Source organism: Curtobacterium sp. AB451, assembly GCF_050585845.1.
Lineage (GTDB): Bacteria > Actinomycetota > Actinomycetes > Actinomycetales > Microbacteriaceae > Curtobacterium.
In genome coordinates this window covers 117995-141011 of the sequence record NZ_JBOBQG010000004.1, presented here as the reverse complement: position 1 = coordinate 141011, position 23017 = coordinate 117995, and the positions used below count along the sequence as shown (strand labels likewise).

At 71.4% G+C, this 23017-nt stretch carries 17 protein-coding genes; 8 read left to right on the top strand and 9 right to left on the bottom strand.

What is annotated here, in order from left to right:
• Positions 1-158 precede the first annotated feature (158 nt).
• Entirely contained in the window at positions 159-1487 is a 1329-nt protein-coding gene (locus ACQXVK_RS10565; protein ID WP_430853538.1) for an MFS transporter, read from the bottom strand.
• Positions 1488-1543: 56 nt separating this feature from the next.
• Here ACQXVK_RS10565 and ACQXVK_RS10560 point away from each other — a divergent pair, with 56 nt between their 5' ends.
• Positions 1544-2497 carry a DUF5937 family protein gene (locus ACQXVK_RS10560; RefSeq protein WP_430853537.1) on the top strand — a complete coding sequence of 318 codons (954 nt, stop codon included), beginning with the start codon at positions 1544-1546 and terminating at the stop codon, positions 2495-2497.
• 61 nt (positions 2498-2558) lie between these two features.
• Here the strand turns inward: ACQXVK_RS10560 and ACQXVK_RS10555 are convergent, their stop codons facing one another.
• The 6 genes from ACQXVK_RS10555 to ACQXVK_RS10530 all read right to left on the bottom strand — a co-directional run bounded on the left by ACQXVK_RS10555 (position 2559) and on the right by ACQXVK_RS10530 (position 10346).
• On the bottom strand, positions 2559-3470 hold the full coding sequence (locus ACQXVK_RS10555; protein ID WP_430853536.1) for a cation-transporting ATPase: 912 nt from the start codon (positions 3468-3470) through the stop codon (positions 2559-2561).
• 117 nt (positions 3471-3587) lie between these two features.
• Positions 3588-4862, bottom strand: coding sequence for a D-arabinono-1,4-lactone oxidase (locus tag ACQXVK_RS10550; RefSeq protein ID WP_430853535.1), 1275 nt, complete (start codon positions 4860-4862; stop codon positions 3588-3590).
• A gap of 16 nt (positions 4863-4878) precedes the next feature.
• Complete coding sequence (gene araA, locus ACQXVK_RS10545; RefSeq protein ID WP_430853534.1) at positions 4879-6402, bottom strand: L-arabinose isomerase; 1524 nt, start codon at positions 6400-6402, stop codon at positions 4879-4881.
• A complete protein-coding gene (locus ACQXVK_RS10540) occupies positions 6399-7109 on the bottom strand; it encodes an L-ribulose-5-phosphate 4-epimerase (RefSeq protein ID WP_430853533.1) in 711 nt (236 codons plus the stop codon). The genes araA and ACQXVK_RS10540 overlap by 4 nt, the downstream gene beginning before the upstream one ends.
• Complete coding sequence (locus tag ACQXVK_RS10535; protein ID WP_430853532.1) at positions 7106-8824, bottom strand: xylulokinase; 1719 nt, start codon at positions 8822-8824, stop codon at positions 7106-7108. Before ACQXVK_RS10535 ends, ACQXVK_RS10540 begins: the two co-directional genes overlap by 4 nt.
• A gap of 436 nt (positions 8825-9260) precedes the next feature.
• A complete protein-coding gene (locus tag ACQXVK_RS10530) occupies positions 9261-10346 on the bottom strand; it encodes a LacI family DNA-binding transcriptional regulator (RefSeq protein WP_430853531.1) in 1086 nt (361 codons plus the stop codon).
• Positions 10347-10524: 178 nt separating this feature from the next.
• Between ACQXVK_RS10530 and ACQXVK_RS10525 the strand changes: the two genes are divergently transcribed.
• The 4 genes from ACQXVK_RS10525 (at position 10525) to ACQXVK_RS10510 (ending at position 15808) form a co-directional block, all read left to right on the top strand.
• On the top strand, positions 10525-12501 hold the full coding sequence (locus ACQXVK_RS10525) for a glycoside hydrolase family 127 protein (RefSeq protein WP_430853530.1): 1977 nt from the start codon (positions 10525-10527) through the stop codon (positions 12499-12501).
• Positions 12502-12505: 4 nt separating this feature from the next.
• On the top strand, positions 12506-13813 hold the full coding sequence (locus tag ACQXVK_RS10520; RefSeq protein WP_430853529.1) for an ABC transporter substrate-binding protein: 1308 nt from the start codon (positions 12506-12508) through the stop codon (positions 13811-13813).
• 90 nt (positions 13814-13903) lie between these two features.
• Entirely contained in the window at positions 13904-14854 is a 951-nt protein-coding gene (locus tag ACQXVK_RS10515) for a carbohydrate ABC transporter permease (protein WP_402267336.1), read from the top strand.
• Positions 14855-14857: 3 nt separating this feature from the next.
• Positions 14858-15808, top strand: a complete 951-nt coding sequence (locus ACQXVK_RS10510) for a carbohydrate ABC transporter permease (RefSeq protein WP_430853528.1) — start codon at positions 14858-14860, stop codon at positions 15806-15808.
• 617 nt (positions 15809-16425) lie between these two features.
• Here the strand turns inward: ACQXVK_RS10510 and ACQXVK_RS10505 are convergent.
• A complete protein-coding gene (locus ACQXVK_RS10505) occupies positions 16426-17466 on the bottom strand; it encodes a LacI family DNA-binding transcriptional regulator (protein WP_022907419.1) in 1041 nt (346 codons plus the stop codon).
• A gap of 179 nt (positions 17467-17645) precedes the next feature.
• Between ACQXVK_RS10505 and chvE the strand changes: the two genes are divergently transcribed.
• From chvE to mmsB, 3 genes are all read left to right on the top strand, one after another.
• Positions 17646-18776 carry a multiple monosaccharide ABC transporter substrate-binding protein gene (chvE, locus tag ACQXVK_RS10500; RefSeq protein WP_022907420.1) on the top strand — a complete coding sequence of 377 codons (1131 nt, stop codon included), beginning with the start codon at positions 17646-17648 and terminating at the stop codon, positions 18774-18776.
• A 103-nt stretch (positions 18777-18879) separates the two neighbouring features.
• Positions 18880-20433 carry a multiple monosaccharide ABC transporter ATP-binding protein gene (mmsA, locus tag ACQXVK_RS10495; protein WP_022907421.1) on the top strand — a complete coding sequence of 518 codons (1554 nt, stop codon included), beginning with the start codon at positions 18880-18882 and terminating at the stop codon, positions 20431-20433.
• Positions 20420-21601, top strand: coding sequence for a multiple monosaccharide ABC transporter permease (mmsB, locus tag ACQXVK_RS10490; protein WP_022907422.1), 1182 nt, complete (start codon positions 20420-20422; stop codon positions 21599-21601). Before mmsA ends, mmsB begins: the two co-directional genes overlap by 14 nt.
• 107 nt (positions 21602-21708) lie before the next feature.
• Here the strand turns inward: mmsB and ACQXVK_RS10485 are convergent, their stop codons facing one another.
• Positions 21709-22992 (bottom strand): alpha-amylase family glycosyl hydrolase, encoded by a 1284-nt coding sequence (locus ACQXVK_RS10485; RefSeq protein WP_430853771.1) that lies wholly within the window; start codon positions 22990-22992, stop codon positions 21709-21711.
• Positions 22993-23017: the final 25 nt, after the last annotated feature.

The window sequence follows — 23017 nt, the reverse complement described above, 5'->3', positions numbered from 1 at the left end:
CCGTGGGGTGGCCGCGACGCGTCGCCGTGGTCCGGGTGCAGGACCGGTCCTGATGTCGGCGCGGCGTCCATCCTGGCACCGGGATCGGACGGCGTCCGAATCCCGGGCGCGACGGGACGTCGCACGACGTAACGGTCCAATCGCGGTGCACCCCCGGTCTATTCCCGATGCGTCTCAGGGTCGTCCGGCCGAGCGGGCTCGGCGGGCGTCGGGACGGCCGGTGACGCCGCCCGTCGGGCGACGTGTGCGGTGCCGAGTGCCGAGCCGAGGAACACCACGGCGAGGACCGCCCAGCCCGGGGTCCCGAGGTCGATCGCCGTGACCGTGACCACCGTCGGCGCGACCATCGCACCGACGGCGAACCCCGTGCCGTAGACGCCCTGGTACGCGCCGACCCGGTCCGCCGGCGCGAGTTCGAAGCTCAGCGCCCAGCCGGCGGCGCTCGAGGTGATCTCGGCGAGGGAGTGCGTGACCGCGGCGACGACGAGGAGTCCCCCCGCGAGCGCGATCGGCACCCAGTCGTCGCCCCGCACCCAGCCGGCCGCCGCCCACAGCCCGCACGCGAGCGCCATCAGCCAGCCCGCGTACCGCATCACCCGGGCGGCACCGGCGACCGTGTCCGTCCCCCGGCTCATCCGGACCTGCAGCAGGACGACGGCGATCGTGTTCACGAGGAGCAACGGCGAGACCAGGACGTCCGGTGCGACGGTGTGCTGCACGACCCAGAGCGGCACGGCGACCTCGAACAGGCCGAACTGGATGCCGAACACCCCGGTGAGGATCGTGATCGTCAGGAAGCGCACGTCCCGGTAGGGGCTCCGTCCGGCGGGGGTCCGGACGACCACCGTCCCGGTGTCGGTCCGTTCTGCGGGCGCGGCGTCGATCCGTGCCGCCGGCAGACCGAGCACGAGCACCGCGGAGGCGAGGAAGAGCAGACCCGCCGCGACCATCGTCACCCGGTACGCCGCACCCGTCCCGACGGCGAGCGGGATCGCCGCGACCGCCGTGCCGAGCCCGATGCCGACGTTCGTGACGGTCCGCATCGTCGCCCGGACCCGGACCCGCTCGTTCCCGGGGAACGCCCGCCCGACCGCGGCCGAGCGCACCGAGCCGCCGCCCTGCTGCGCCAACGTCACCACGGACGCCGTCAGCACGAGGGTCGGCAGGTCGTGCACGACGACGTACCCGACGAGGGCGAGGCCCTGGACGACGTGCAGCCAGACGAGCATCCGGCGGGAGCTGCGCCGGTCCGCGAGGTGCCCGAACACGAGCGAGCTCGCGACGCCGACCGCCCCGGCGACCGTGAGCCCGAGTCCGACGACGACCGGGGCGATGCCGACGATCGTGGTGAGGTACAGCGTGGTGAGCGTGAAGAACGCGCCGCGCCCGAGGGTGTCGACGAAGGTGACGACGAGCAGGCGTCGGAGCACCCGGTCGTCCCGGACGAGTGTGGTGATCGGGACCCGGGACGCCGCGGTGGTGCTCATGGTCCAGTTCTCGCAGGCACGCGGGTGTCTGGACAACGGATGTAGCGTGGGGCTTCATGATCCGGTACCGCCTCGAACCGAGTGACGTCTCGGCGATCCGGTTCGGCATCTCGCCCCTCTCCGAACTCGGCCTCGGGCTCCGCGCGTTCCGGGCACCGGATCGCTACCCGCTGCAGCAGCCGTGGCTCGACCGGATCGCCGCCGTCCGTCCGCTGCTCGACGACGAGGTCCTGCTCGGTCTCGTGGACGAGCGCCGGTGGGTGGCCGACTTCGTCAATCCCCGGCCGGCCTCACCGCTGACGTCGTTCGACGAGGAGCTCCGGGCGCTCGGGAGACTCCCCCGCGCGCGGATCGTCGCCGACCTCGAGCGGGTGCACGGCACCGTGCCACCGGTCTTCACCGGTCGGCACGAGGCCGTCGTCGAGCGGCTGCAGCAGGCGCTCGCGACGGCGTGGGAGCTCTGCTTCGCGCCGCACTGGGCCCGGATGCGTGCCGTGCTGCAGGCGGACATCAGCCACCGGGCGCGCACCGCGGCGCACGCGGGCATCGGCACGGTGCTCGGCGGGCTGTCGGAAGCGGTGCGGTACGACGGCACGGACCTCGACGTGCAGCTGACGAGCCCGGTCGCGCGCGACCGACCGATCGGCGGCGAGGGCCTAACGCTGGTGCCGTCGATGTTCGTGGTGCGCGCCTCGGTGCCGATCGACGACGACCTGCCGCCGACCGTGATGTACCCGGCGCGCGGACAGGGGGCGATGTGGTCGACCTCCGGCCACCCGGACGCAGGCTCCGTCCGGGACCTGCTGGGAGCGACCCGCGCCGCGCTGCTCGAAGCGCTCGGCGAGCCGGCGTCGTCGACGGACCTCGCGCTGCGGTTCGGGGTGTCGACCTCGGCGGTCAACCAGCACCTGCGGGTGATGGAGCGGGGCGGGCTGTTGAACCGGTCACGGTACGGCCGGGCCGTCCTGTACTACCGGAGCACCGTCGGGGACGCCCTGACCCGGTCGTGACGGGCGGCCGCTGCGGCAGCTGACGGGTCCCGCCCGCCACGCACGGGCGGGTCGCCCACGGTCACCGGTCGAACAGTCCCCCGAGGAAGTCGTTGCCGAGGTTCGACGCCTGCTCGCCGAGGCCGGAGACCTGCTCCCCGAGGCCGCCGAGGAGCTGCTCGCCCTCGCCCGCGATCCCCTCGACACCACCGCCGAGGTCCGCGAGCCCGAGGTCGCCGAACCCGGACGCGATGCCCTCGAAGTCGACCCCGAGGTTCGCGGCCTCGGCCAGCACCGGACCCGCGGCGGCGCTCAGCACCGCACCGCCGGCGACCGCCGCGCCCAGGCCGCCGAGCGCCATCGCACCGGCACCGACCGCGGCCCCACCGGCGAACGCGCCGCCGCGGCCACGTCCGGCCGAACCGGCACCGCCGAGCACCCGCCGGACGAGGCCGGGCCGGGCGACCTCGCCCCGGGTCATCGCACGCGCCATCCCGCCCGCCGAGTCGTCGCGGAGGTGTTCGTGCGGGGGCAGTTCGGAGTTCAGCCGGTCGCGGATCTGCTGACGCTGCCCGGGCGTGAGGCGGGCGAAGGCGTCGTGGTGGACCTGTTCGAGCTGCTCCGGCGGCGCGGTCCGGAGCAGGTAGTCGTACTTGGCGATCGCGACCTGGTCCGGGTCGACCTGCCCGCGCTGCGGCTGGGCCGGCTGCCCGGACGGCACGTGGCCCTGCGGCGACCGACCGTCCTGCGGCTGGCCGTACTGCGCCCGGCCCTGCGGCGCCTGGCCCTGGCCGTACTGCTGTCCGTGCTGCTGCGACTGTCGGCTCCGGTCGTCGCCGGTCAGCCGGTCCGCCGCGTTCCGGACGATGTCGCGCCAGTCGCTCCCGCCCTGCTGCTGCCCGGCGCCGGCCGCGGGTCCCGCCTGCCCGCGCTTCTGGAGCTGCTTGTCGATGACCTTGCCGGCCATGCCGATGATGCGGTTGAGGTTCGCCATGCCCCAACCTTTGTGATCGCACATGTGAGCGCTCAGGAACGCCGCGGTGGATCGGCCGGAGAAGTCATCCGAAGCGGCTGTGAGCCCCATCGTCGGCACCCGGTCGGGGCCGCCCGGTCAGCTCAGGATGCGCGCGAGGAACGCGTTCCGGAACCGCCCCGTGGGGTCGAGGTCGCGGGCGAGCGCGGCGAAGTCGGACAGCCGCGGGTACGCCTCGTGCAACCGCTCGGCACTCGCCCCCGACACCTTGCCCCAGTGCGGCCGGGCGTCGAACGGCGCGAGGACGTCCTCGATCCGCTCCACCGCGGCCGCCACCGCGTCCGCGTCCCGACGGAACGTGAAGTGGATGCCGACCGACTGCCGCTCCGACGACGGTGCGAGCCAGGCGGTGTCCGCAGCGATCGTACGGACCTCGGCGGCGATGAGGATCGGCGCGAAGACCGGCTCCAGGGCGCGGAGGGCCCGGAGCGCCTCGACCGCCGAACCGGCCGGCAGCAGGTACTCCGCCTGGATCTCCGCCCCGGTCGACGGCGTGAAGGAGGACCGGAAGTGCGGCAGCCGCTCGGACCACGGTCCGGGCACACCACCCTGCTCGGTGACGCCGGCGGGATCGTTCTCCCCCGGGTGCACGGGCCCGTCGGCCGGGCGGGCACCGAGCGCGACGAGGTCCACCACCGGCGCCGGTTCGTCCGTGCGGTGCTTGACCCAGACCTGCCGTGCGCCGCGGTCGTCGAAGGACGTGAAGAGCGACACCGAGTACGCGTCCGACACGACCGCGTCGAAGTGCGCGGCGACGGCTTCCCACGGCAGGTCGAGGTGCACGGTCGTGGCGATCTGGAAGGTGGGCTCGATCGCGAGCTCGACCGCCGTGACGACGCCGAGCGCGCCGAGCGCCACCCGGTGGGCGTCGAGGGAACCGTCCGGTGTCGACGCGTCGACGAACACCCGGTCCCCGGAGGCGCGGACGATCTCGAGGCCGACCACCGCCTGCGCGAGCGAGGGGTTGCGGACGCCGGACCCGTGCGTGCCGGTCGCGACCGCGCCGGCGGTGGAGATGTGCGGCAGGGAGGCGAGGTTCGCGAGTGCCCAGCCCCGCGCCTCCAGGCCCGCCGCCACCTGGCTGTGGATCATGCCGGCGGCGACGCGCACCACCTGACGGTCCGTGTCGATGTCGAGCACCGGCGGCAGGTCCGCCAACGAGACCTGGAGCGCGTCGGTGTCGGCGATCGTGTTGAACGAGTGGCGCGAGCCGAGCGCCGTCAGGCGCGGGGTCCGGGACACCAGCTCCTGGACTGCCGCGACGGATGTCGGACGTGCCAGCCCGGAGGCACGGTACGTCACGTTGCCGGCCCAGTTCGTCCGCGTGCGCTGCGCTGCGATCACGTCGCTCATCGTACGGTCCGTCGCCCTAGAACCCGCGGTCGAGACGGTGCCACGTCTGCTGGAGACGCAGCTCGTCGCGGAAGCCGCGCGCGGTGGTGTGCTCGTCGATCACCAGGAACTCGGTGCCGACCATGGTCGCGAAGTCCTCGACGACCTGCAGCCCGACGGCCGTCGTCATGACGGTGTGGTGTGCGGCGCCGGCGGTGAGCCAGGCCTCGGCGGCGACGGGGAACGACGGTCGCGGCTCCCAGACGGCACGGCCGACGGGCAGCTTCGGCAGGGCCTCGGTCGGGGACACGACGTCGACGACGTTCGCGGTGAGGCGGAAGCCGTCGCGGGTGTCGGACAGCGCGACCACGACGGCCTCGCCGGAGTCGGCGGTGAAGACCAGGCGCACCGGGTCGTCCTTGCCGCCGATGCCGAGCGGGTGGATCTCGAGCGTCGGCTTCGTGGTGGTCAGGGTCGGCGAGACCTCGAGCATGTGCGCGCCGAGGATCTTCTCGGCGCCCGGCGTGAGGTCGTAGGTGTAGTCCTCCATCAGGCTCGCACCACCCGGCAGACCGGCGCCGGCGACGTTCATCGCCCGGACCAGCACCGCCGTCTTCCAGTCGCCCTCGGCACCGAAGCCGTAGCCGTCGGCCATCAGCCGCTGGACGGCGAGGCCGGGCAGCTGCTTGAGCGTGCCGAGGTCCTCGAAGTTGGTGGTGAACGCGGCGGAGCCGTTCCGCTCCAGCAGCGTGCGGAGGCCGAGCTCGATCGCGGCACCGTCGCGGAGCGAAGCACGGCGCGACCCGCCGTCACGCAGCTCGTCGACGAGGTCGTACTGCGCGTCGTACTCCGCCACGAGCGCGTCGACCGCCGCCGTGTCCGCTTCGGCCTCGGCCACCGCCGCGGCCAGCTCGTTCACCGCCCAGGTGTTCACCTGCACGCCGAGCTCGATCTCGGCCTCGGTCTTGTCACCCTCGGTGACGGCGACGTAGCGCATGTTGTCGCCGAAGCGCGTCAGCTTGAGCTCGCGGACCGAGGCGGCGGCCGCGGCCGCACGGGTCCAGTCCGCGACGCGCCGCTGCACCCGCTCGTCGGACACGTGCCCGACCGCGGTGGCGTGCCGGACGCCGAGACGAGCGAGGGCGTAGCCGAACTCGCGGTCGCCGTGCGCGGCCTGGTTGAGGTTCATGAAGTCGAAGTCGATGTCCGCCCACGGCAGCGTCACGTTCGCCTGCGTGTGCAGGTGCAGCAGCGGCTTCGTCAGCGCCTGCAGGCCACCGATCCACATCTTCGCGGGGCTGAAGGTGTGCATCCACGTCGTCACGCCGATGACCCGGTCGTCGGCGCTGGCCTCGATGAGGGCACGACGGATGCCGTCGGCGTCCTTCAGCACCGGCTTCCACACGAGCTTCACGGGCACGTGCGGCGCGAGCTGCTCGTGCACGGCACGGCTCTGCTCCTCGACCTGGCGCAGCGTCTCCTCGCCGTACAGGCCCTGGGACCCGGTGAGGAACCAGACCTCGTAGCTGTCGAGGGTGGCCTGGGGGTTCACCTGCGTCATCGCATGGCTCCTTCGGGGTTCTGTCCGTAGACGTTCTGGTAGCGATCGAAGAGTCGATCGATGTCCTCCTGGGCGATCGGCACGGTCTCGCCGCCCTGCCGCGCGATGTGGACGGTGCGTGCGACGTCCTCGCACATCACCGCGGCCTTCACCGCGTCCTCGGCGTCCTTGCCGATGGTGAACACGCCGTGGTTCTGCATGAGGACCGCCCGCGAACGGTGGCCGCTCAGGGTGTCGACGATGCCGTGGCCGATCGAGTCGTCACCGATGATCGCGAACGGACCGACCGGGATCGGTCCGCCGAACTCGTCCGCCATCGCGGTGATCACGCACGGGATCTCCTCGGCGCGTGCCGCCCACGCCGTCGCGTAGGTCGAGTGCGTGTGCACGACCCCGCCGACCTCGGGCATGTTCCGGTACACGTAGGCGTGCGCCGCGGTGTCGGAGGACGGGCCGTGCGCGTTGCCCCAGCCGTCTGCCGGGACGCCGTCCAGCGTGCAGACGACCTGGTTCTCCGGGCGGAGCTCGTCGCTCGACACCCCGCTCGGCTTGATGACGAACAGGTCCGTCCCCGGCACCCGCTCGGAGACGTTGCCGCCGGTCCAGATGACGAGTCCGTACCGGACGAGTTCGCCGTGCAGGCGCGCGACGCGCTCCCGCGCGGCGGCGACGGCCGCCCTGGTCTCGTCGGTGGTCGGGTCCGTCATCGTGTCGGCTCCTTCTCGGCCTGGAGGCGCGGGTCGCCTGCCGTCGTCGGCTCGGGTTCGGGGGTGGTCGCGTCGGTCCCGGGGCCGTCCTGGCCGGTCGCGGCTGCGGCCGCTCGCTGGACGGGGAGGGCTCGGCGGTAGCGCTCGAGGTACGTCCGGAACCCGTCCACGTCCGCCGGCTCGGGGTCCGCCACGTGCACGGCGTCACCGCCGAAGACCGTCTCGGCGAGGAAGTCCGCGAGGTGCCGGTCGGTGTGCTCGAGGTAGGCGGCGAGGACCGCGATCCCCCACGCACCGCCCTCGCCCGCGGTCTCCTCGAGCGCGACGGGCACGCGGAGCGCCGCCGCGAGCAGGCGCTGCGGCGCGCCAGGGGTGCGGAACAGCCCGCCGTGGGCGGTCATCCGGTCGACCTGGACGTCCTCGCCGTGCAGCACCTCCATGCCGATCGCGAGGGTGGCGAACGCGCCGTGCACCTCGGAGCGGACGAGGTTGCCGAGGGTGAAGCGGGCGCCGGGCGTGCGGAGCAGCAGGGGTCGGCCGTCCTCGACGTGCGTGACGGGCTCGCCGGCGAGGTAGTTGAACGACAGCAGGCCGCCGGCGTCGGGGTCCGCGTGCTCGGCCTCGGCCAGCAGCGTCGCGTACACGGTGTCGATGTCGATCGCCGCGCTGCCGGTGCGCTCGCTCGCGGCCTCGGCGAACCGGCCGAACACCCGCGCCCAGCTCGCGATCTCGCTCGCGCCGTTGTTGCAGTGCACCATCGCCACGGCGTCCCCGGACGGCGTGGTGACCACGTCGAGTTCCTCGTGCGGGGTCCTGAGCGCGTGCTCGAGCACCACCATGGCGAAGATGCTCGTGCCCACGCTGACGTTGCCGGTGCGGGGCGCGACGGCGTTCGTCGCGACCATGCCGGTCCCCGCGTCGCCCTCGGGCGGACAGAGCGGGACGCCGGGCTGCAGGGTGCCGGTCGGGTCGAGCCACGCGGCGCCCTCGGGGGTGAGGGTCCCGGCGTCGTCCCCCGCGACGAGCACCTCGGGCAGCAGGGCACGCAGGTCATCGAGCCCGATCAGGTCCTCGGCCGTCCGCAGCATCGTGTCGTCCCAGTCGCGCGTGCCCGGGTCGCCAGGGCCGCTGTCGGCCGGCGTGCTGTCGATCGGGAACACGCCGGAGGCGTCGCCGACGCCCAGCACGTCGCGACCCGTGAGGCGGCGGTGCACGTACCCGGCGAGGGTCGTGATGCCCGCGAGCTCGGCGACGTGCGGCTCGTCGTCGAGGACCGCCTGGGCCAGGTGCGCGATCGACCAGCGCTGCGGGATGTTGAACCCGAGGGCCGCACTGAGGCGCTCGGCAGCGGGACCGGTCGACGTGTTGCGCCAGGTCCGGAACGGCACCAGCAGCTGCCCGTCGGCGTCGAAGGCCAGGTAGCCGTGCATCATCGCGCTGACACCGGCGGCGCGGAAGGTCGTCGGCGTCACGCCGTACTGCCGTTCGACGTCGGCCACGAGGTCGGCGTAGGCGGCGCGGAGTCCGGTCTCGACGGCGTCGAGGGAGTACGTCCAGCGGCCGTCGACGTACGCGTTCTCCCACTCGTGCGCGCCGGAGGCGATCGGCACGAGCGACTCGTCGACGAGCACGGCCTTGATGCGGGTGGAGCCGAGTTCGATCCCCAGGGTCGTCCGGCCGTCCACGACCTGTCGTCGGCGCTCGTCGGCGTCCATGTTCTCTCCTGCTCTCATCGTTGAGTGAGCGCTCACACGTTAGTACGTGAGCGCTCACGCCTGCAACCGCCGAGCGGCACCGACCCCTCGGGCGAGCGGGCGAAATACGTCACACTCGCTGACCTCGACCGGCGTGTTCCGCCCGTTCGGCTTCCGACCGACGGCGTGTTCCGCCCCCTGGAGCCCGTCGGGCACGTCGAAGCACAGCACTCCGAGGCAGCGCGTCGCACGGCCGCATCCGATCCCGGAGCCGCGCTGCGCCGCCGCGAGCGGGCAGGACGCGCCGCACGTGCGACGCCGAGCGGGCAGACAACGCCGGGTGGACCCGTCGAGGAGGACGTACTTCGCCCGCTCGAAGCGACACCGGGACCGACGCCCGGCGCGCCAGGCCAGGGACGGGAGCCCGGGGCGGACCGGCCGGGCAGCGCCGCGTCCCCTACGCCCCGACGGTGCTCTCGCGGACGACGAGGGACGGGGTCACCGTCGCCGAGACCGGCGCGCCACCCTCGATGAGGTCGAGGAGCGCGCGACCGGCCACCCGCCCGAGCTCCTCGAGCCGCAGGTCCACCGTGGTCAGCGGCGGCCGGCTCGCGAGCGCCATCACGTCCCAGTCGTCGAACCCGGTGACGGCGACGTCGTCCGGCACGGCCAGCCCGAGCTCGCGCAGCCGATCGCAGACGCCGCGTGCGATCTGGTCACTGCCGCAGACGATCGCGTCGACGCCGGGCCCATCCGGGGCAGACCCCACCCCGACCCCGGTCCCGATCCCGGCCCCGGTCCCGGCCCCGGTCCCGGTCCCGGTCGATCCGAGCCCCGCCCCTCGGGCCAACAGATCCACCGCCTGCCGCCCCCACCGCTCCGACCACTCGCCGTACATCGGCTCCGCGACGAGGTGCGCACCGAGCACCTCGGCGGCACCGCACACCCGACGCACCGCCGAGCGGTGGCGCTCCGGCCCCGTGACGATCGCCACCCGGCGCCGTCCGGTCGACAGCACGTGCTCGGCGACCCGTGCCGAGCCGGCGGCATCGTCGAGGGTGACCGACACGTCGTCCGGGTCGGTCGAGGGCGTGAACGCGTACACGACCGGGATCGGCACGTCGATCGGCGGCCGGGCGTCGGCGGAGCGTCCGGTCACGATGATGCCGTCCACGCCGCGGGCGGCGAGCGAGCGGAGGTAGTGGGCCTCGCGGACGTGGTCGTCGCGGGTGTCGCACAGCAGCACGGCCATCTGCCCGGCGGAGAGGGCGTCCTCGGCGCCGAGCAGGACCGGGATCGAGAACCGGCCGAACGAGTCCGTCGTGATCATCCCGACCGTGTACGTGCGTCCCGAGGACAGCGCGCGGGCACGAGCATCGCCGACGAACCCGAGCTTCTCGGCGGCGTCCTTCACCCGTTCGCGCGTCGCGTCCCGCAGCTGTCCGGTGCCGTTCAGGGCCTTCGACGCGGTACCGATCGACACGCCGGCGAGCGCCGCGACGTCCGTGATCCGGACGGTCTTCCCAGCGCGCTCGAGAGTCACGGCAAACCCCTTTCCGAAAATGGGTACGGACGCAGGAAACTGATCATGACTATACGCAAGATGCGGGACAAAGCCCTTGCGCGCCTCCAGGTCGTGTCGTAACGTCCTCCGCAGAAACCGTTTTCCGCATGCACCACGCGATCGGACACGGACCGCAGTCACATCGCAAGGAGGCGACATGACCACCACGCTCGCGACCGACAGCCGCGCGCACACCGCGACCCCGGTCCTCCCGACCGCCGCCGCGCACCTGACGCTCCGTCCGCTGCCGACGGGCGACGCCCGCATCACCGGCGGCTTCTGGGCCCTGCGGCAGGAACGGAACGGCCGCGACGCGATCCGTGGCGGGTACGCCCTGCTCGAGGCGGCCGGCAACTTCCGGAACCTCCGCATCGCCGCCGGCCTCGAGGAGGGCGACGCGACGGGCCCGATCTTCATGGACTCGGACGTCACGAAGTGGCTCGAGGCCGTGGCGTGGGAGTACGGCCGTGCTCCCGCCGACGACCTGCTGGAACTCCAGCGCGAGGTCACCGCGCTGTACGCACAGGCGCAGGCCGACGACGGCTACCTCGACTCCGTCCAGCAGATCCGCGGGAAGGGCGAGCGCTACACGGACCTCAAGTGGAGCCACGAGCTGTACTGCGCGGGGCACCTGTACCAGGCGGCCGTGGCACAGCACCGGGCGACGGGCGACACCGGGCTGCTCGACGTCGCGATCAAGAGCGCCGATCACCTCGTCCGCACGTTCGGCCCGGGCGACGACCACGAGCAGGACATCGACGGGCACCCGGTCGTCGAGATGGGTCTCGTCGAGCTCTACCGCGAGACCGGGAACCGCGACTACCTCGACCTCGCGCACTGGTTCGTCGACGCCCGCGGGACCGGGATCATCGAGCGCGCCGGCGGCGAGCCGACGTACTTCTCCGACCGGGTGCCGAGCCGACAGGCCACGACCGTCGAGGGCCACGCCGTCCGCGCGGTCTACCTCGCCGCGGGGGCCGTGGACGTCGCGATAGAGACCGGCGACACCGAGCTGCTGACCGCGAGCGAGACGCAGTTCGCGGACATGATGGCCACGAAGGCGTTCATCACGGGCGGCCTCGGCGCGCGCTGGGACTGGGAGGCGTTCGGCGACCCGTACGAGCTCCCCACCGACCGCGGGTACGCCGAGACCTGCGCGGCGATCGGCGGGATCCAGTGGGCCTGGCGCCTGCTCCTCGCGACCGGCAAGCCCGTCTACGCCGACGCGATCGAGCGCCTGCTGTACAACGCGTTCCTCGCGGGTGTGAGCCTCGCCGGCACCGAGTACTTCTACGTCAACCCGCTGCAGCAGCGGGACCACGCGCACCAGGACGAGAACCGCTCCCCCGCGCACGGGCGTCGCGGCTGGTTCGACTGCGCCTGCTGCCCGCCGAACATCATGCGGACGTTCGCGAGCCTCGACGGCTACCTCGCGACCCAGACCGACGGCGGCCTGCAGCTGCACCAGTACGCCACGGCCTCGCTCGGCCGCGTCGACGTCGAGACCGGGTACCCGCACGACGGCCGCGTCCGCCTGACGGTCACCGAGGACGGCCCGCTCGCCCTCGGCCTGCGCATCCCCGCCTGGTCGGACACCACGACCGTGCAGGGTCCCGACGGCACCGACAGCCCCGCCGCGGGGACGCTGCACGTCATCGACCGCGAGTGGACGGCCGGCGACACCGTCGAGCTCGTCTTCGACACGACCCCGCACCGGTACGTCGCCGACGCCAGGATCGACGCCGCACGCGGGCAGGTCGCCATCGAGCGCGGCCCGCTCGTGTACGCGGTCGAGCAGGCGGACCAGCAGGGGTTCACGGTCGACGACCTGACGGTCGACGCGGACGCGCCGATCACCGAGGAACGCCACGAGGACCTCCTCGACGGCGTCGTCACGCTGCGCGTCGCCGGGCATGCCCCGGGCCAGCACGTGCAGGCAGCGTGGCCGTACCGCCGACTGGACGGGCCGGGAGGCACGGATCACGCCGTGGACGCGACCAGCGTCGACGACGCGGCCGGGTCCACGGCGGCCGCCACGCGCCTCCAGGACGTCACCGCGACCGCGGTCCCGTACTACGCCTGGGCGAACCGCGGAGCCGCGCCGATGCGCGTGTGGCTCCCGCTGGCGCGGTGACCCGATGGACCGCAGAGCGTTCCTCGTCGGCGGTCTCGTCGGCGGGGCGGCCCTCGCCCTCGCGGGGTGCTCCGGCACCCTGCCGAAGGTCGACGCGCAGGTCGCGAGCTTCGGTCGGAACGCGACCGGCACCGTGCACGTCTGGTGCCGGTCCGCGACGCAGGCCGGCCTGACGGCGGCGGTCGCCGGGTTCAACAAGGCGAACCCGAAGCTCCAGGTCGAGCTGACGCCGGTGCCGGACGGGCAGTACGTCACGAAGCTCGCGACCGCGATCCGGGGTGGCGAGCCGCCGGACGTCGTGGACATCGACGACATCAACTCGCAGCTGTTCATCTTCCGCGAGGCCTTCGCCGACCTCACCGACGTCGTGAAGGGGCTCGACTACTTCGACGCCATCTCGCCCGGCCACCTGCGGCTGCTCGAGTACCGCGACCGGTACTACGGGCTGCCGTACCTGGCGGACAACTCGCAGCTGTTCGTCAACACCGAGCTGTTCGAGCGCGCCGGCCTCGACGTCGAGGACTCGACGAAGGACCTCGACTCGCTGCTCGACGCCGCGACGGCGATCCGGAAGACCGGCGACGACGTGTACGGGTGGTCGATCGCCGGCAACTCGGCGGGGATCATCGGGTTCGTCACGCAGCCGCACGTCTGGGCCACGGGCGTCGACATGATGTCCGGCGAGGTCGGCGAGCAGACGGCGAACATCACCGGCAACGAGGCACTCGAGCGCATGCTCGAGTTCTACCGACAGCTGTGGAAGGACGGCACGCTGTCGAAGGCGACCTTCGCGGACGCCGGGACCACGTGGGGTGCCGACTTCCGCGCCGGCAAGGTCGGCATCTTCCCGACCTCGTACGGTGCGACCGTGCCCGCGGCCACGAAGGCGTTGCGGGCGAAGATGCAGACGGTGCTCATCCCGTCGTGGGACGGCAAGCGGTCGTTCTTCGACGGTGGCGACAACATGTGCATCCCGAACGGGGCCGCGAACCCGTCGGGGGGCTGGGCGTTCATGCAGTACGCGAACGGGCTGCAGCAGCAGCAGGCGCTGCCGGACGGCGGGTACTTCCCGACGCGGTCCGACGCCGCGACGCCCGCGTACCGCAAGAAGTACCCACTCGCGTTCGGCCCGCTCGACGCGATCGACAAGGGGTACGCGCCGCGGACGCTCGCGTACAACCTGCTCGTCAACCAGCCCTCGTCGCCGTACTTCGCCATGTTCCGCGAGGCGGTGTTCGGGTCCGGGGTCAGCGCCGCGATGCGGGCAGCACAGTCCGACTACACGCGGATCCTCGACCAGGTCCAGGCCTGAGCGTCGGTCGCTCGCGCGTCCGCTCGTCCGCTCGTCCGCTCGCCCGCTCGCCCGCTCGTTCGCTCGCTCGTTGCACAGAGAGGTGCAGACATGACCACCATCTCCAACCGACGGACCGGCGCTGGCCGCCCGACCGTCGGCCGTGGCACCAGCCGCCCGGGTCCGTCCCGGAACTCGCTCACGCACCCGCCGCGCACCGGCGCCGTGCTCGTCACCCCGGCGATCCTGTTCGTCGCGGTGTTCGTCCTCGCGCCGCTCGTCTTCGCGCTCTACATCTCGTTCACGAACTGGCCCCTGATCGGGCCGTACCGGTTCATCGGGCTGCAGAACTACCTGACGCTGTTCCAGGACCCGACGTTCGTGCACGCCATCGGGTACACGCTGCTCTACACGGCGATCGTCACCGTGCCGATCCTGGCGCTCGGGTACTTCCTGGCCGTGCTGATCCGGGCCCGCCGACGCGGGAGCACCTTCCTGCGCACGGTGTTCTTCCTGCCGTACGTCGTCGGACTGACCACGCTGTCGTTCATGCTCGTGCTCGAGGCGCAGCCGAACTCCGGCGCCGTGAACATGGTCCTGCGCTGGCTCGGCATCACCGACGGCAGCACCGCGTGGCTCGTGAACGGGCCCCTGGCGACGCTGCTCATCTGCGTGCTCGTCGTCTGGGCGGTGTCCGGTCTGACGATGGTGCTCGTGATGTCCGCCATGCAGGGCATCCCCGACGAGGTCTACGAGTCCGCGCAGCTCGAGGGCGCTTCGTGGTGGCAGACCGAGCGCCTCATCACCATGCCGATGATCCGGTCGACCCTCGCCCTCAGCGCGATCATCTCGGTGATCGGGTCGCTCCTCGCGTTCAACCAGTTCTACATCCTGACCCAGGGCGGGCCGGGGACGGAGACCACGACGATCGTCAACGCGATCTACAACCGCGGCTTCGTGAACCTGCAGCTCGGCGCGGCGACCGCCGAGTCGATCGCCCTCGTCGTCGTCATCGCCGCCGTCACCGTGTTCCAGTTCTGGGCACTGCGAGAAAAGGACTGAGCCATGAGCACCACCGCTTCCCGTGCCGGCCTCGCGGCCCCGGACCTGTCCACCCGGACGTTGACCACCTCCGGGGACAGCCGGCGTCGTCGCCACCATGGCAGCGTGCGCCACCCCCGCGACACCGCGGTGAAGCGCACGCTGTACGTCATCGCCGGGGTCGGCGGCACCCTCGTCTTCGGGGTCCCGCTCATCTGGTCGATCCTGCGCGCGTTCCAGTCCGAGGCCGTCATCACGCAGGCTGCGGACCCCGCGACGTTCTTCCAGCTCGGGTGGCAGAACTTCGCCGCGGTCTTCAGCCCCTCGTCGCACCTGCTCACCGGCGTCGTGAACTCGCTCGTCGTCTCGATCGCCACGGCTGTCCTCACCGCCGTGATCGCGACGATGGCCGGGTACGGGTTCGCGCGGTTCCGGTTCCGCGGGTCCGGCATCGTCTTCGGGCTCGTGCTGCTGACGATGATGGTGCCGTTCCAGGCCATCCTCACGCCGCTGTACCTCGAGATGAACGCGATGAAGCTGACGAACTCGCTCGTCGGGCTCGTGCTGTTCTACACGACGGTGAACCTGCCGTTCGGGGTGTTCGTGATGCGGAACGCGTTCGAGTCGATCCCCACCGAGCTCGAGGACTCGGCGTTCGTCGACGGCGCCTCACGCTTCCGGGTCGTCGTGTCCGTGCTCCGCCCGCTGCTCCTGCCCGGTGCGGCAACCGCTGCGCTGTACGCGTTCCTGGCGTCGTGGACGGAGTTCCTCGGGGCGCTGACCTTCCTCACGAAGGACTCGCTCTACACGCTGCCCGTCGCGTTGCTCAACCTGCAGACCGGGGCGTACGGGCAGGTGTCGTACGGGAACCTCGTCGCCGGGTCGGTCGTGGCGATGATCCCGTGCATCGCGCTCTACGTCGGGTTGCAGCGCTTCTACGTCGCGGGCCTGTCCTCCGGCGCGCTGAAGGGCTGACGTCCGCGGGCGCCCTGTTGCACGCTGTGCACTGCGCAGCGCCGACCTCGCACGGTGCTCCGCTGCCCAGTCCGTGCGAGGTCGCCCGCACCGTGTTGCGCGGGGCCGACCTCGTACCGTGCTGCGCGGGGCCGACCTCGCACCGTGCGGCGCAGGGCCGGCTTCGCACGGTGCCGCGCGACCCAGTCCGTGCGAGGTTGCTCGCACCGTGCGGCGCTACGAGCACGCACGGAGCGGGCAACCTCGCACCGGCCGACGGATCTCGCACCGTGCGGCCACCGGCCGACGCCATCCCGATGGATCCACCGCGCACGGGCAGACGCACCCGGTACCGGCTGACGAACCTCGCACCGTGCCGTTCCCGCGGAGGACGTCCGGCGCCTGACACCGGGCGGACGAAAGCGCACGGTGCGCTGTTGTCCGCTCCGTGCTGCGCAGGGCCGGCCTCGCACGGTGCCGCACTGCTCAGTCCGTGCGAGGTTGCCCGCTCCGTGCAGCGCTACAAGCACGCACGGAGCGGGCAACCTCGCACCGACCGACGGGCCTCGCACCGTGCGCCGCGCCCGCCGCAGCCCGCGCTCCCCAACCCCGCGCCCCCAGCCCAGCGCCCGCGCGCCCTACGCGCTCCGGCGCACCACGAGCTCGGGCGCGAGGAGCCGGTCGTCGTGGGACCGCCCCTCGACGAGCGCCCGGACGGAGTCGAGCACCCGCTCCCCCATGGCCATGAAGTCCTGCCGCACCGTGGTGAGCGGCGGGGTGAAGTGCGCCGCCTCCGGGATGTCGTCGAAGCCGACCACGGCGATGTCGTCCGGGACGCGGAGCCCCTCCTCCGCGAAGGCGTGCAGCACGCCGAGCGCCATCTGGTCGTTCCCGGCGAAGACGGCGTCCACGGTGTGCACGTCGATCGACTGCGCCGCACGGAAGCCGCTCGCGGGCGTCCAGTCGCCAGCGAGGACGACGGGTTCGAGCCCCCGGTCGGTCATGACCCGTTCGTAGGTGGCGCGGCGGACCTCGGCCTCCTGCGACACGGACGGACCGGCGAGGTGCACGATGCGCCGGTGCCCGCGTGCGAAGAGGTGGTCGAGGGCGAGTACCGCCCCGGAGGCCTGGTCGATGGCGACCGCGGCGACGTTCGGCGCCGCTCCGGTCCTGACCGCGTCGGGCTGCACGGCGTTCGCCACCACGACGGGGACCGTCACGGGGACGACGAGTGAGGCGAGCGCATCGAGCACGCGGTTGTCGGCGGCGACCAGCACGACCGCGGCCACGTCCTGCGCGAGGAGCGAGGCGAGCGCCCCGGAGAGGTCGGCGGGCACGGGGTCCTCGGGCAGTGTGGACAGCAGCACGTGGTACCCGGCGGTGCGTGCGGCACGTTCGAAGCCGATCGCCGTGCTCGACGGACCGTACAGCGCGTCGCCGGTGCTGACGATCCCGAGCGCCCGGCTCCGCCCGCCGGCGAGTGCCCTGGCCGCTGCTCGCGGACGGTAGCCGAGCTCGGTCACGGCGGCCGCGACCTGCTCCCGGAACTGGTCACGCACGGTCGGGTCGCCGTTGATGACGCGGGAGACGGTCTGGTGCGACACCCCGGCGCGCTCGGCGACGTCGAAGATCGTCGGCGCCTTGTGGCGCTTGCCCCCGGGGGCCGTCGTGTTCGTCACGTCGCAACCGTACCCCCGGCACTCGCAACCGACGAAAGGTCGCGAAACGATCACGACGAGTTGACACCCCGTGAAACAACCCACATGATGTGAGCGCTCACTTTGAGCAGCACCCACGGGCCACAGCAGCCCACACCCAGCGCGTCGAGGACGACGTGAGAGGAACAAGAGGTACTTCGATGATGAAGCGCAAGATCGCAGCGGGGATCGTGGCCGTCGGGCTGGCAGTCAGCCTGGCCGCATGCTCCGCAGGGGGACGTGGAGCGACCGGCAGCGGTGACGGTGGCGGCGACAACAAGGGCGCCCTCGTCGGCGTCGCGATGCCGACCAAGGTCTCGGAACGCTGGATCAAGGACGGCAACGCCGTCAAGAGCGACCTCGAGAAGGCCGGCTACAAGGTCGACCTCGAGTACGGCGACAACAAGGTCCAGCAGCAGGCGCAGCAGGTCAGCAACATGATCACGAAGGGCGCGAAGGTCCTGATCATCGCGTCCATCGACGGCGGAGCGCTCTCCGACCAGCTCGACGCCGCCGCGAAGGCCGGCATCAAGGTGATCTCCTACGACCGCCTCCTCACGGGCAACAAGAACGTCGACTACTACGTGTCGTTCGACAACTACAAGGTGGGCGTCGACCAGGCCACCAGCCTCCTCACTGGCCTCGGCGTCCTCGACGCGGACGGCAAGAAGACCAGCGAGAAGGGCCCCTTCAACATCGAGGTCTTCGCCGGCTCGCTCGACGACAACAACGCCGGGTTCTTCTTCAACGGCGCGATGGACACCCTGAAGCCGTACCTCGAGGACGGCACGCTGAAGATCCAGTCCGGCCAGGACCAGCTCTCGCAGGCCGCGACGCAGCAGTGGGACCCGGCGACCGCCAAGGCCCGCATGCAGAACCTCATCGCGAAGTCGTACTCCGGCGGCACGACGCTGAACGGCGTCCTCTCGCCCTACGACGGCATCTCGATCGGCATCATCTCGGCCCTGCAGGGCGCCGGGTACGGCTCGGGTGACCGACCGCTCCCGACGATCACGGGCCAGGACGCCGAGCAGGCCAGCGTGAAGTCGATCATCGCCGGTCAGCAGTACTCGACCATCTACAAGGACACGCGCAAGCTCGCCAAGCAGTCGGTCACCATGGCCGAGGACCTGCTCACCGGCAAGAAGCCCGAGGTCAACGACACGAAGAGCTACGACAACAAGGTCAAGGTCGTCCCGACCTACCTCTTCCAGCCGACGATCGTCACCAAGGACAACTACAAGGAAGTCCTCGTCGACTCCGGCTACTACACCGAGGCCGACCTGAAGTAGTCCCCTTCACCTTCGGGACTGGAGGCGCGGTGCGAGCCCGCACCGCGCCTCCAGTCCGTCATCACCAGCGCGCACACGCGCGCACGACGGAAAGGCGGTCCGCATGGCGGACACCATCCTCGAGATGCGGGACATCACCAAGACGTTCCCCGGGGTCAAGGCGCTGCAGGGAGTCTCGATCGAGGTCGAGCGTGGCCAGGTCCACGCGATCTGCGGTGAGAACGGCGCCGGCAAGTCGACCCTGATGAAGGTGCTGTCGGGCGTCTACCCGCACGGCTCCTTCGACGGCGAGATCCTGCTCGACGGCGAACCGGTCGCGTTCTCGAACATCAACGACTCCGAAGCGGCGGGCGTGGTGATCATCCACCAGGAGCTCGCGCTCAGCCCGTTCCTGTCGATCGCCGAGAACATCTTCCTCGGCAACGAGCAGTCCAAGGGCGGCTTCATCGACTGGAACAAGACGAACCTGGCGGCCGCCGAGCTCCTGCAGCGCGTCGGCCTCAAGGACAACCCGGTCACGAAGATCGTCGACATCGGCGTCGGCAAGCAGCAGCTCGTCGAGATCGCGAAGGCGCTGTCGAAGAAGGTGAAGCTCCTCATCCTCGACGAGCCCACCGCGGCGCTGAACGACGACGACTCGGCGCACCTGCTCGACCTCATCCGCTCGCTGCAGGCGGAGGGCATGACGGCGATCATCATCAGCCACAAGCTCAACGAGATCAAGGCGATCGCGGACAAGGTCACGATCATCCGCGACGGCAAGACCATCGAGACGCTCGACATGCGTGCCGACGAGGTCTCCGAGGACCGCATCATCCGCGGGATGGTCGGCCGCGACCTGTCGAACCGGTACCCCGAGCGGGAGAACCCGGTCATCGGCGAGGAGCTCCTCCGCATCGAGGACTGGACCGTGCACCACCCGCTCGACGGCTCCCGCGAGATCATCCACCAGGCGAACCTCGACGTGAAGGCCGGCGAGGTCGTCGGCATCGCCGGGCTGATGGGCGCCGGACGCACCGAGCTCGCGATGAGCGTCTTCGGGCAGTCGTACGGGTCGGGGATCAGCGGCACCGTCTACAAGCGCGGCAAGCCGATCAAGACCCACACCGTGACGCAGGCCATCGACAACGGCATCGCCTACGTCACCGAGGACCGCAAGCGCTACGGCCTCAACCTCATCGACGACATCAAGCGGAACATCTCCGGGTCGGCGCTCGGGAAGCTCGCGAACTGGGGCTTCGTCAACGCGTCCGAGGAGACCACCGTCGCCGGAGGGTTCCTCCGCAGCCTCAACATCAAGGCACCGAACGTCGACGTCGTCACCGGCAAGCTCTCCGGCGGCAACCAGCAGAAGGTCGTCCTGTCGAAGTGGATGTACGCCGACCCGGACGTGCTGATCCTCGACGAACCCACGCGCGGCATCGACGTCGGCGCGAAGTACGAGATCTACACGATCATCAACCAGCTCGCGGACCAGGGGAAGGGGATCATCGTGATCTCGTCGGAGCTCCCCGAACTCCTCGGCATCTGCGACCGCATCTACACGCTCTCCGAGGGCACGATCACCGCCGACGTGCCCCGCTCCGAGGCCACGCCCGAGGTCCTCATGCAGTACATGACCCAGGAACGGGAGACCCCTGTCAATGAACGCGCTTAAGTCCGCCGCCGGCTACCTCACCGGGCAGCTCCGACAGATCGGCCTGTTCATCGCGCTGATCGTCATCGTCATCTTCTTCCAGGTGACGACGAACGGCATCACGCTGGCCCCGATCAACGTCTCGAACATCGTCGTCCAGAACAGCTACATCCTGATCCTCGCGATCGGCATGGTGATGGTCATCATCGCCGGGCACATCGACCTGTCCGTCGGGTCGGTCGTCGCCTTCACCGGTGCCATGTCGGGCGTCATGATCACGCAGTGGGGCCTCCCCTGGCCGATCGCCGTCGTGCTCTGCCTCGTCGTCGGTGCGCTCGTCGGGGCCTGGCAGGGGTTCTGGATCGCCTACTTCGGGATCCCGGCCTTCATCGTGACCCTGGCGGGCATGCTCGCCTTCCGCGGTGCGGCGCAGATCGTCCTGCGGAACCAGCAGATCTCGCCCTTCCCCGAGGGCTTCCGGTCGCTCGGCTCCGGCTTCCTGCCGTCCTTCGGCACGACCGGGTACGAGCCGCTCACGATGATCCTCGGGTTCGCCGCGGCCGCGGTGATGGTGATCGCGGCGTTCCGCGGCCGCATCACCCGTCGCAAGTACCAGCTCGAGAGCGAGCCGTTCGTCTGGTTCATCGTGAAGACGGCGTTCGGTGCCGGGCTCGTGATCTACGTGGCACTCCTGCTCGCCAGCTACAACGGCACCCCGATCGTCCTCGTCGTGCTCGGCGCCCTCGTGGTGATCTACTCGGTCGTCATGCGGAGCGCGGTGTTCGGCCGCCACATCTACGCGATCGGTGGCAACGCCCTCGCCGCGCAGCTGTCCGGCGTGAAGACGAAGCGCGTGACGTTCCTGCTCTTCGTGAACATGGGCGTCATCTCGGCCCTCGCGGGCGTGGTCTTCACGGGCCAGCTGAACCTCGCGGCGCCGGGTGCCGGCAACGGGTTCGAGCTCGACGCCATCGCGGCCGTGTTCATCGGCGGCGCCGCCGTCACCGGTGGCATCGGCACGGTGCCGGGGGCCATCGTCGGTGGTCTCATCATCGGCATCCTGAACAACGGCATGTCGATCCTCGGCGTCGGTACCGAGTACCAGTCGCTCATCAAGGGCCTGGTGCTGCTCGCCGCCGTCGCGTTCGACGTGTTCAACAAGCGCCGGGCCGCGTCCGCCCGCAAGTAGGGACGCGCGTTCGCGTCGCGGGCGTTCGCGTCGCGCGTTCGCGTCGCGCGCGTTCGCTTCGTGAGCAGAAATGGTCGGGTCCTCTCCGGGGACCCGACCATTTCTGCTCACGATCCGGAGAGCACGGCCCAGCCGGCAGCCGGGAGGCGCAGGGTCCCGTCCCCGACGTCGGCTCCGCCCGCCTCCACGCGCGTCGCACCCGCTGTGGGCACGTCGACGGGGTCGTCGGCCAGGTTCAGGGCGGTCACCACCGCCCGCTCCGAGGTCGCGGTGCGCAGCACGACCGCCGTGTTCGTGAGGTGGACGACGTCGGTGTGCGCCCGGTGCAGCCAGGGCTCGCGGCGACGGAGGGCGATGAGCGCCTCGTACGCGTGCGTGAGTTCCACGGGCTCGAGCGGACCGGCCGGGAACTCCGGGCGGACGGCGTCGTCCCCGCCGACGCGCTCCTCCTTCACCCCCGTCCAGCCGTACTCGTCACCGGCCCAGACGCTCGGGGTCCCGGCGACCGTGAAGAGGACGGCGGCGGCGTGCCCGGCGAACCGCTCCCCCACGGCGCTCGCGATGCGCGTCACGTCGTGGTTGCCGACGAACGTGCTCGGCGCCTGCGCGGCCAGCAGTGCGTCGTGCCGTTCGACGGCGTGCGCGAGCTCGAAGCAGTTCCGGTCGGCGATGCCGTGCCAGATGCCCTGCCAGAGCTCGTACTGCGTGGTGGAGTCGACCGTCGAGGCACGGACGAACGCAGCGGTGTCGCCGTGGATGACCTCGCCCGTGAACCAGGCGTCCGGGAAGCGCTCCCGGACGCGCGGCAGCACCCGGGCCCAGAACGCCGTCGGCACCGCGTAGGCCGCGTCGAGTCGCCAGCCGTCCACGCCCCGTGCGAGCCAGTGCGTCATCACCTCGACGACGAGGTCGTCGGTGGCGCGGCTGCCGTGGTCGAGCGCGACCAGGATGTCGTGCCCCTCGAACAGTCCCACCGGCACGTCGTCTCCGGGCGACCAGCCGGCCCAGTCGATCGCGAACAGATCCGCCGTCCGTGCGTCCGGGCCCTGCTCCTCGAGCGCGCGGAAGGCCGGGTGTTCCCGCCCCACGTGGTTGAACACCCCGTCGAGGAGTACCCGCACGCCGCGCTCGTGCGCCGCCGCCACCAGGCGGTCGAAGTCCTCGTCGTCGCCGAGCCGCGGGTCGATCCGGAAGTGGTCGACCGTGTCGTACCCGTGCGTCGAGCTCCTGAAGACCGGACCGAGCATCAGCCCGTTCAGCCCGAGGTCCACGACGTGGTCGAGCCAGGCCTCGATGCGCTCGAGGCGGTGCTCGACGGGCCGGTCCGCGACGGCGGTGTCCGGACGGACCTCGGCGCCCACGAACCCGAGCGGGTAGACGTGCCACCACATCACGTGTTCGACCCAGGCGGGTTCA

Excerpts from the sequence above, each read along its gene's own strand:
- ACQXVK_RS10555 (WP_430853536.1), bottom strand. The coding sequence starts at position 3,470 with ATGGCGAACCTCAACCGCATCATCGGCATGGCCGGCAAGGTCATCGAC.
- ACQXVK_RS10535 (WP_430853532.1), bottom strand. The coding sequence starts at position 8,824 with ATGGACGCCGACGAGCGCCGACGACAGGTCGTGGACGGCCGGACGACC.
- ACQXVK_RS10510 (WP_430853528.1), top strand. The coding sequence starts at position 14,858 with ATGAGCACCACCGCTTCCCGTGCCGGCCTCGCGGCCCCGGACCTGTCC.
- araA (WP_430853534.1), bottom strand. The coding sequence starts at position 6,402 with ATGACGCAGGTGAACCCCCAGGCCACCCTCGACAGCTACGAGGTCTGG.
- ACQXVK_RS10565 (WP_430853538.1), bottom strand. The coding sequence starts at position 1,487 with ATGAGCACCACCGCGGCGTCCCGGGTCCCGATCACCACACTCGTCCGG.
- ACQXVK_RS10550 (WP_430853535.1), bottom strand. The coding sequence starts at position 4,862 with ATGAGCGACGTGATCGCAGCGCAGCGCACGCGGACGAACTGGGCCGGC.
- ACQXVK_RS10515 (WP_402267336.1), top strand. The coding sequence starts at position 13,904 with ATGACCACCATCTCCAACCGACGGACCGGCGCTGGCCGCCCGACCGTC.
- ACQXVK_RS10525 (WP_430853530.1), top strand. The coding sequence starts at position 10,525 with ATGACCACCACGCTCGCGACCGACAGCCGCGCGCACACCGCGACCCCG.
- ACQXVK_RS10540 (WP_430853533.1), bottom strand. The coding sequence starts at position 7,109 with ATGACGGACCCGACCACCGACGAGACCAGGGCGGCCGTCGCCGCCGCG.
- chvE (WP_022907420.1), top strand. The coding sequence starts at position 17,646 with ATGATGAAGCGCAAGATCGCAGCGGGGATCGTGGCCGTCGGGCTGGCA.
- mmsB (WP_022907422.1), top strand. The coding sequence starts at position 20,420 with ATGAACGCGCTTAAGTCCGCCGCCGGCTACCTCACCGGGCAGCTCCGA.
- ACQXVK_RS10560 (WP_430853537.1), top strand. The coding sequence starts at position 1,544 with ATGATCCGGTACCGCCTCGAACCGAGTGACGTCTCGGCGATCCGGTTC.
- ACQXVK_RS10485 (WP_430853771.1), bottom strand. The coding sequence starts at position 22,992 with ATGTGGTGGCACGTCTACCCGCTCGGGTTCGTGGGCGCCGAGGTCCGT.
- mmsA (WP_022907421.1), top strand. The coding sequence starts at position 18,880 with ATGGCGGACACCATCCTCGAGATGCGGGACATCACCAAGACGTTCCCC.
- ACQXVK_RS10520 (WP_430853529.1), top strand. The coding sequence starts at position 12,506 with ATGGACCGCAGAGCGTTCCTCGTCGGCGGTCTCGTCGGCGGGGCGGCC.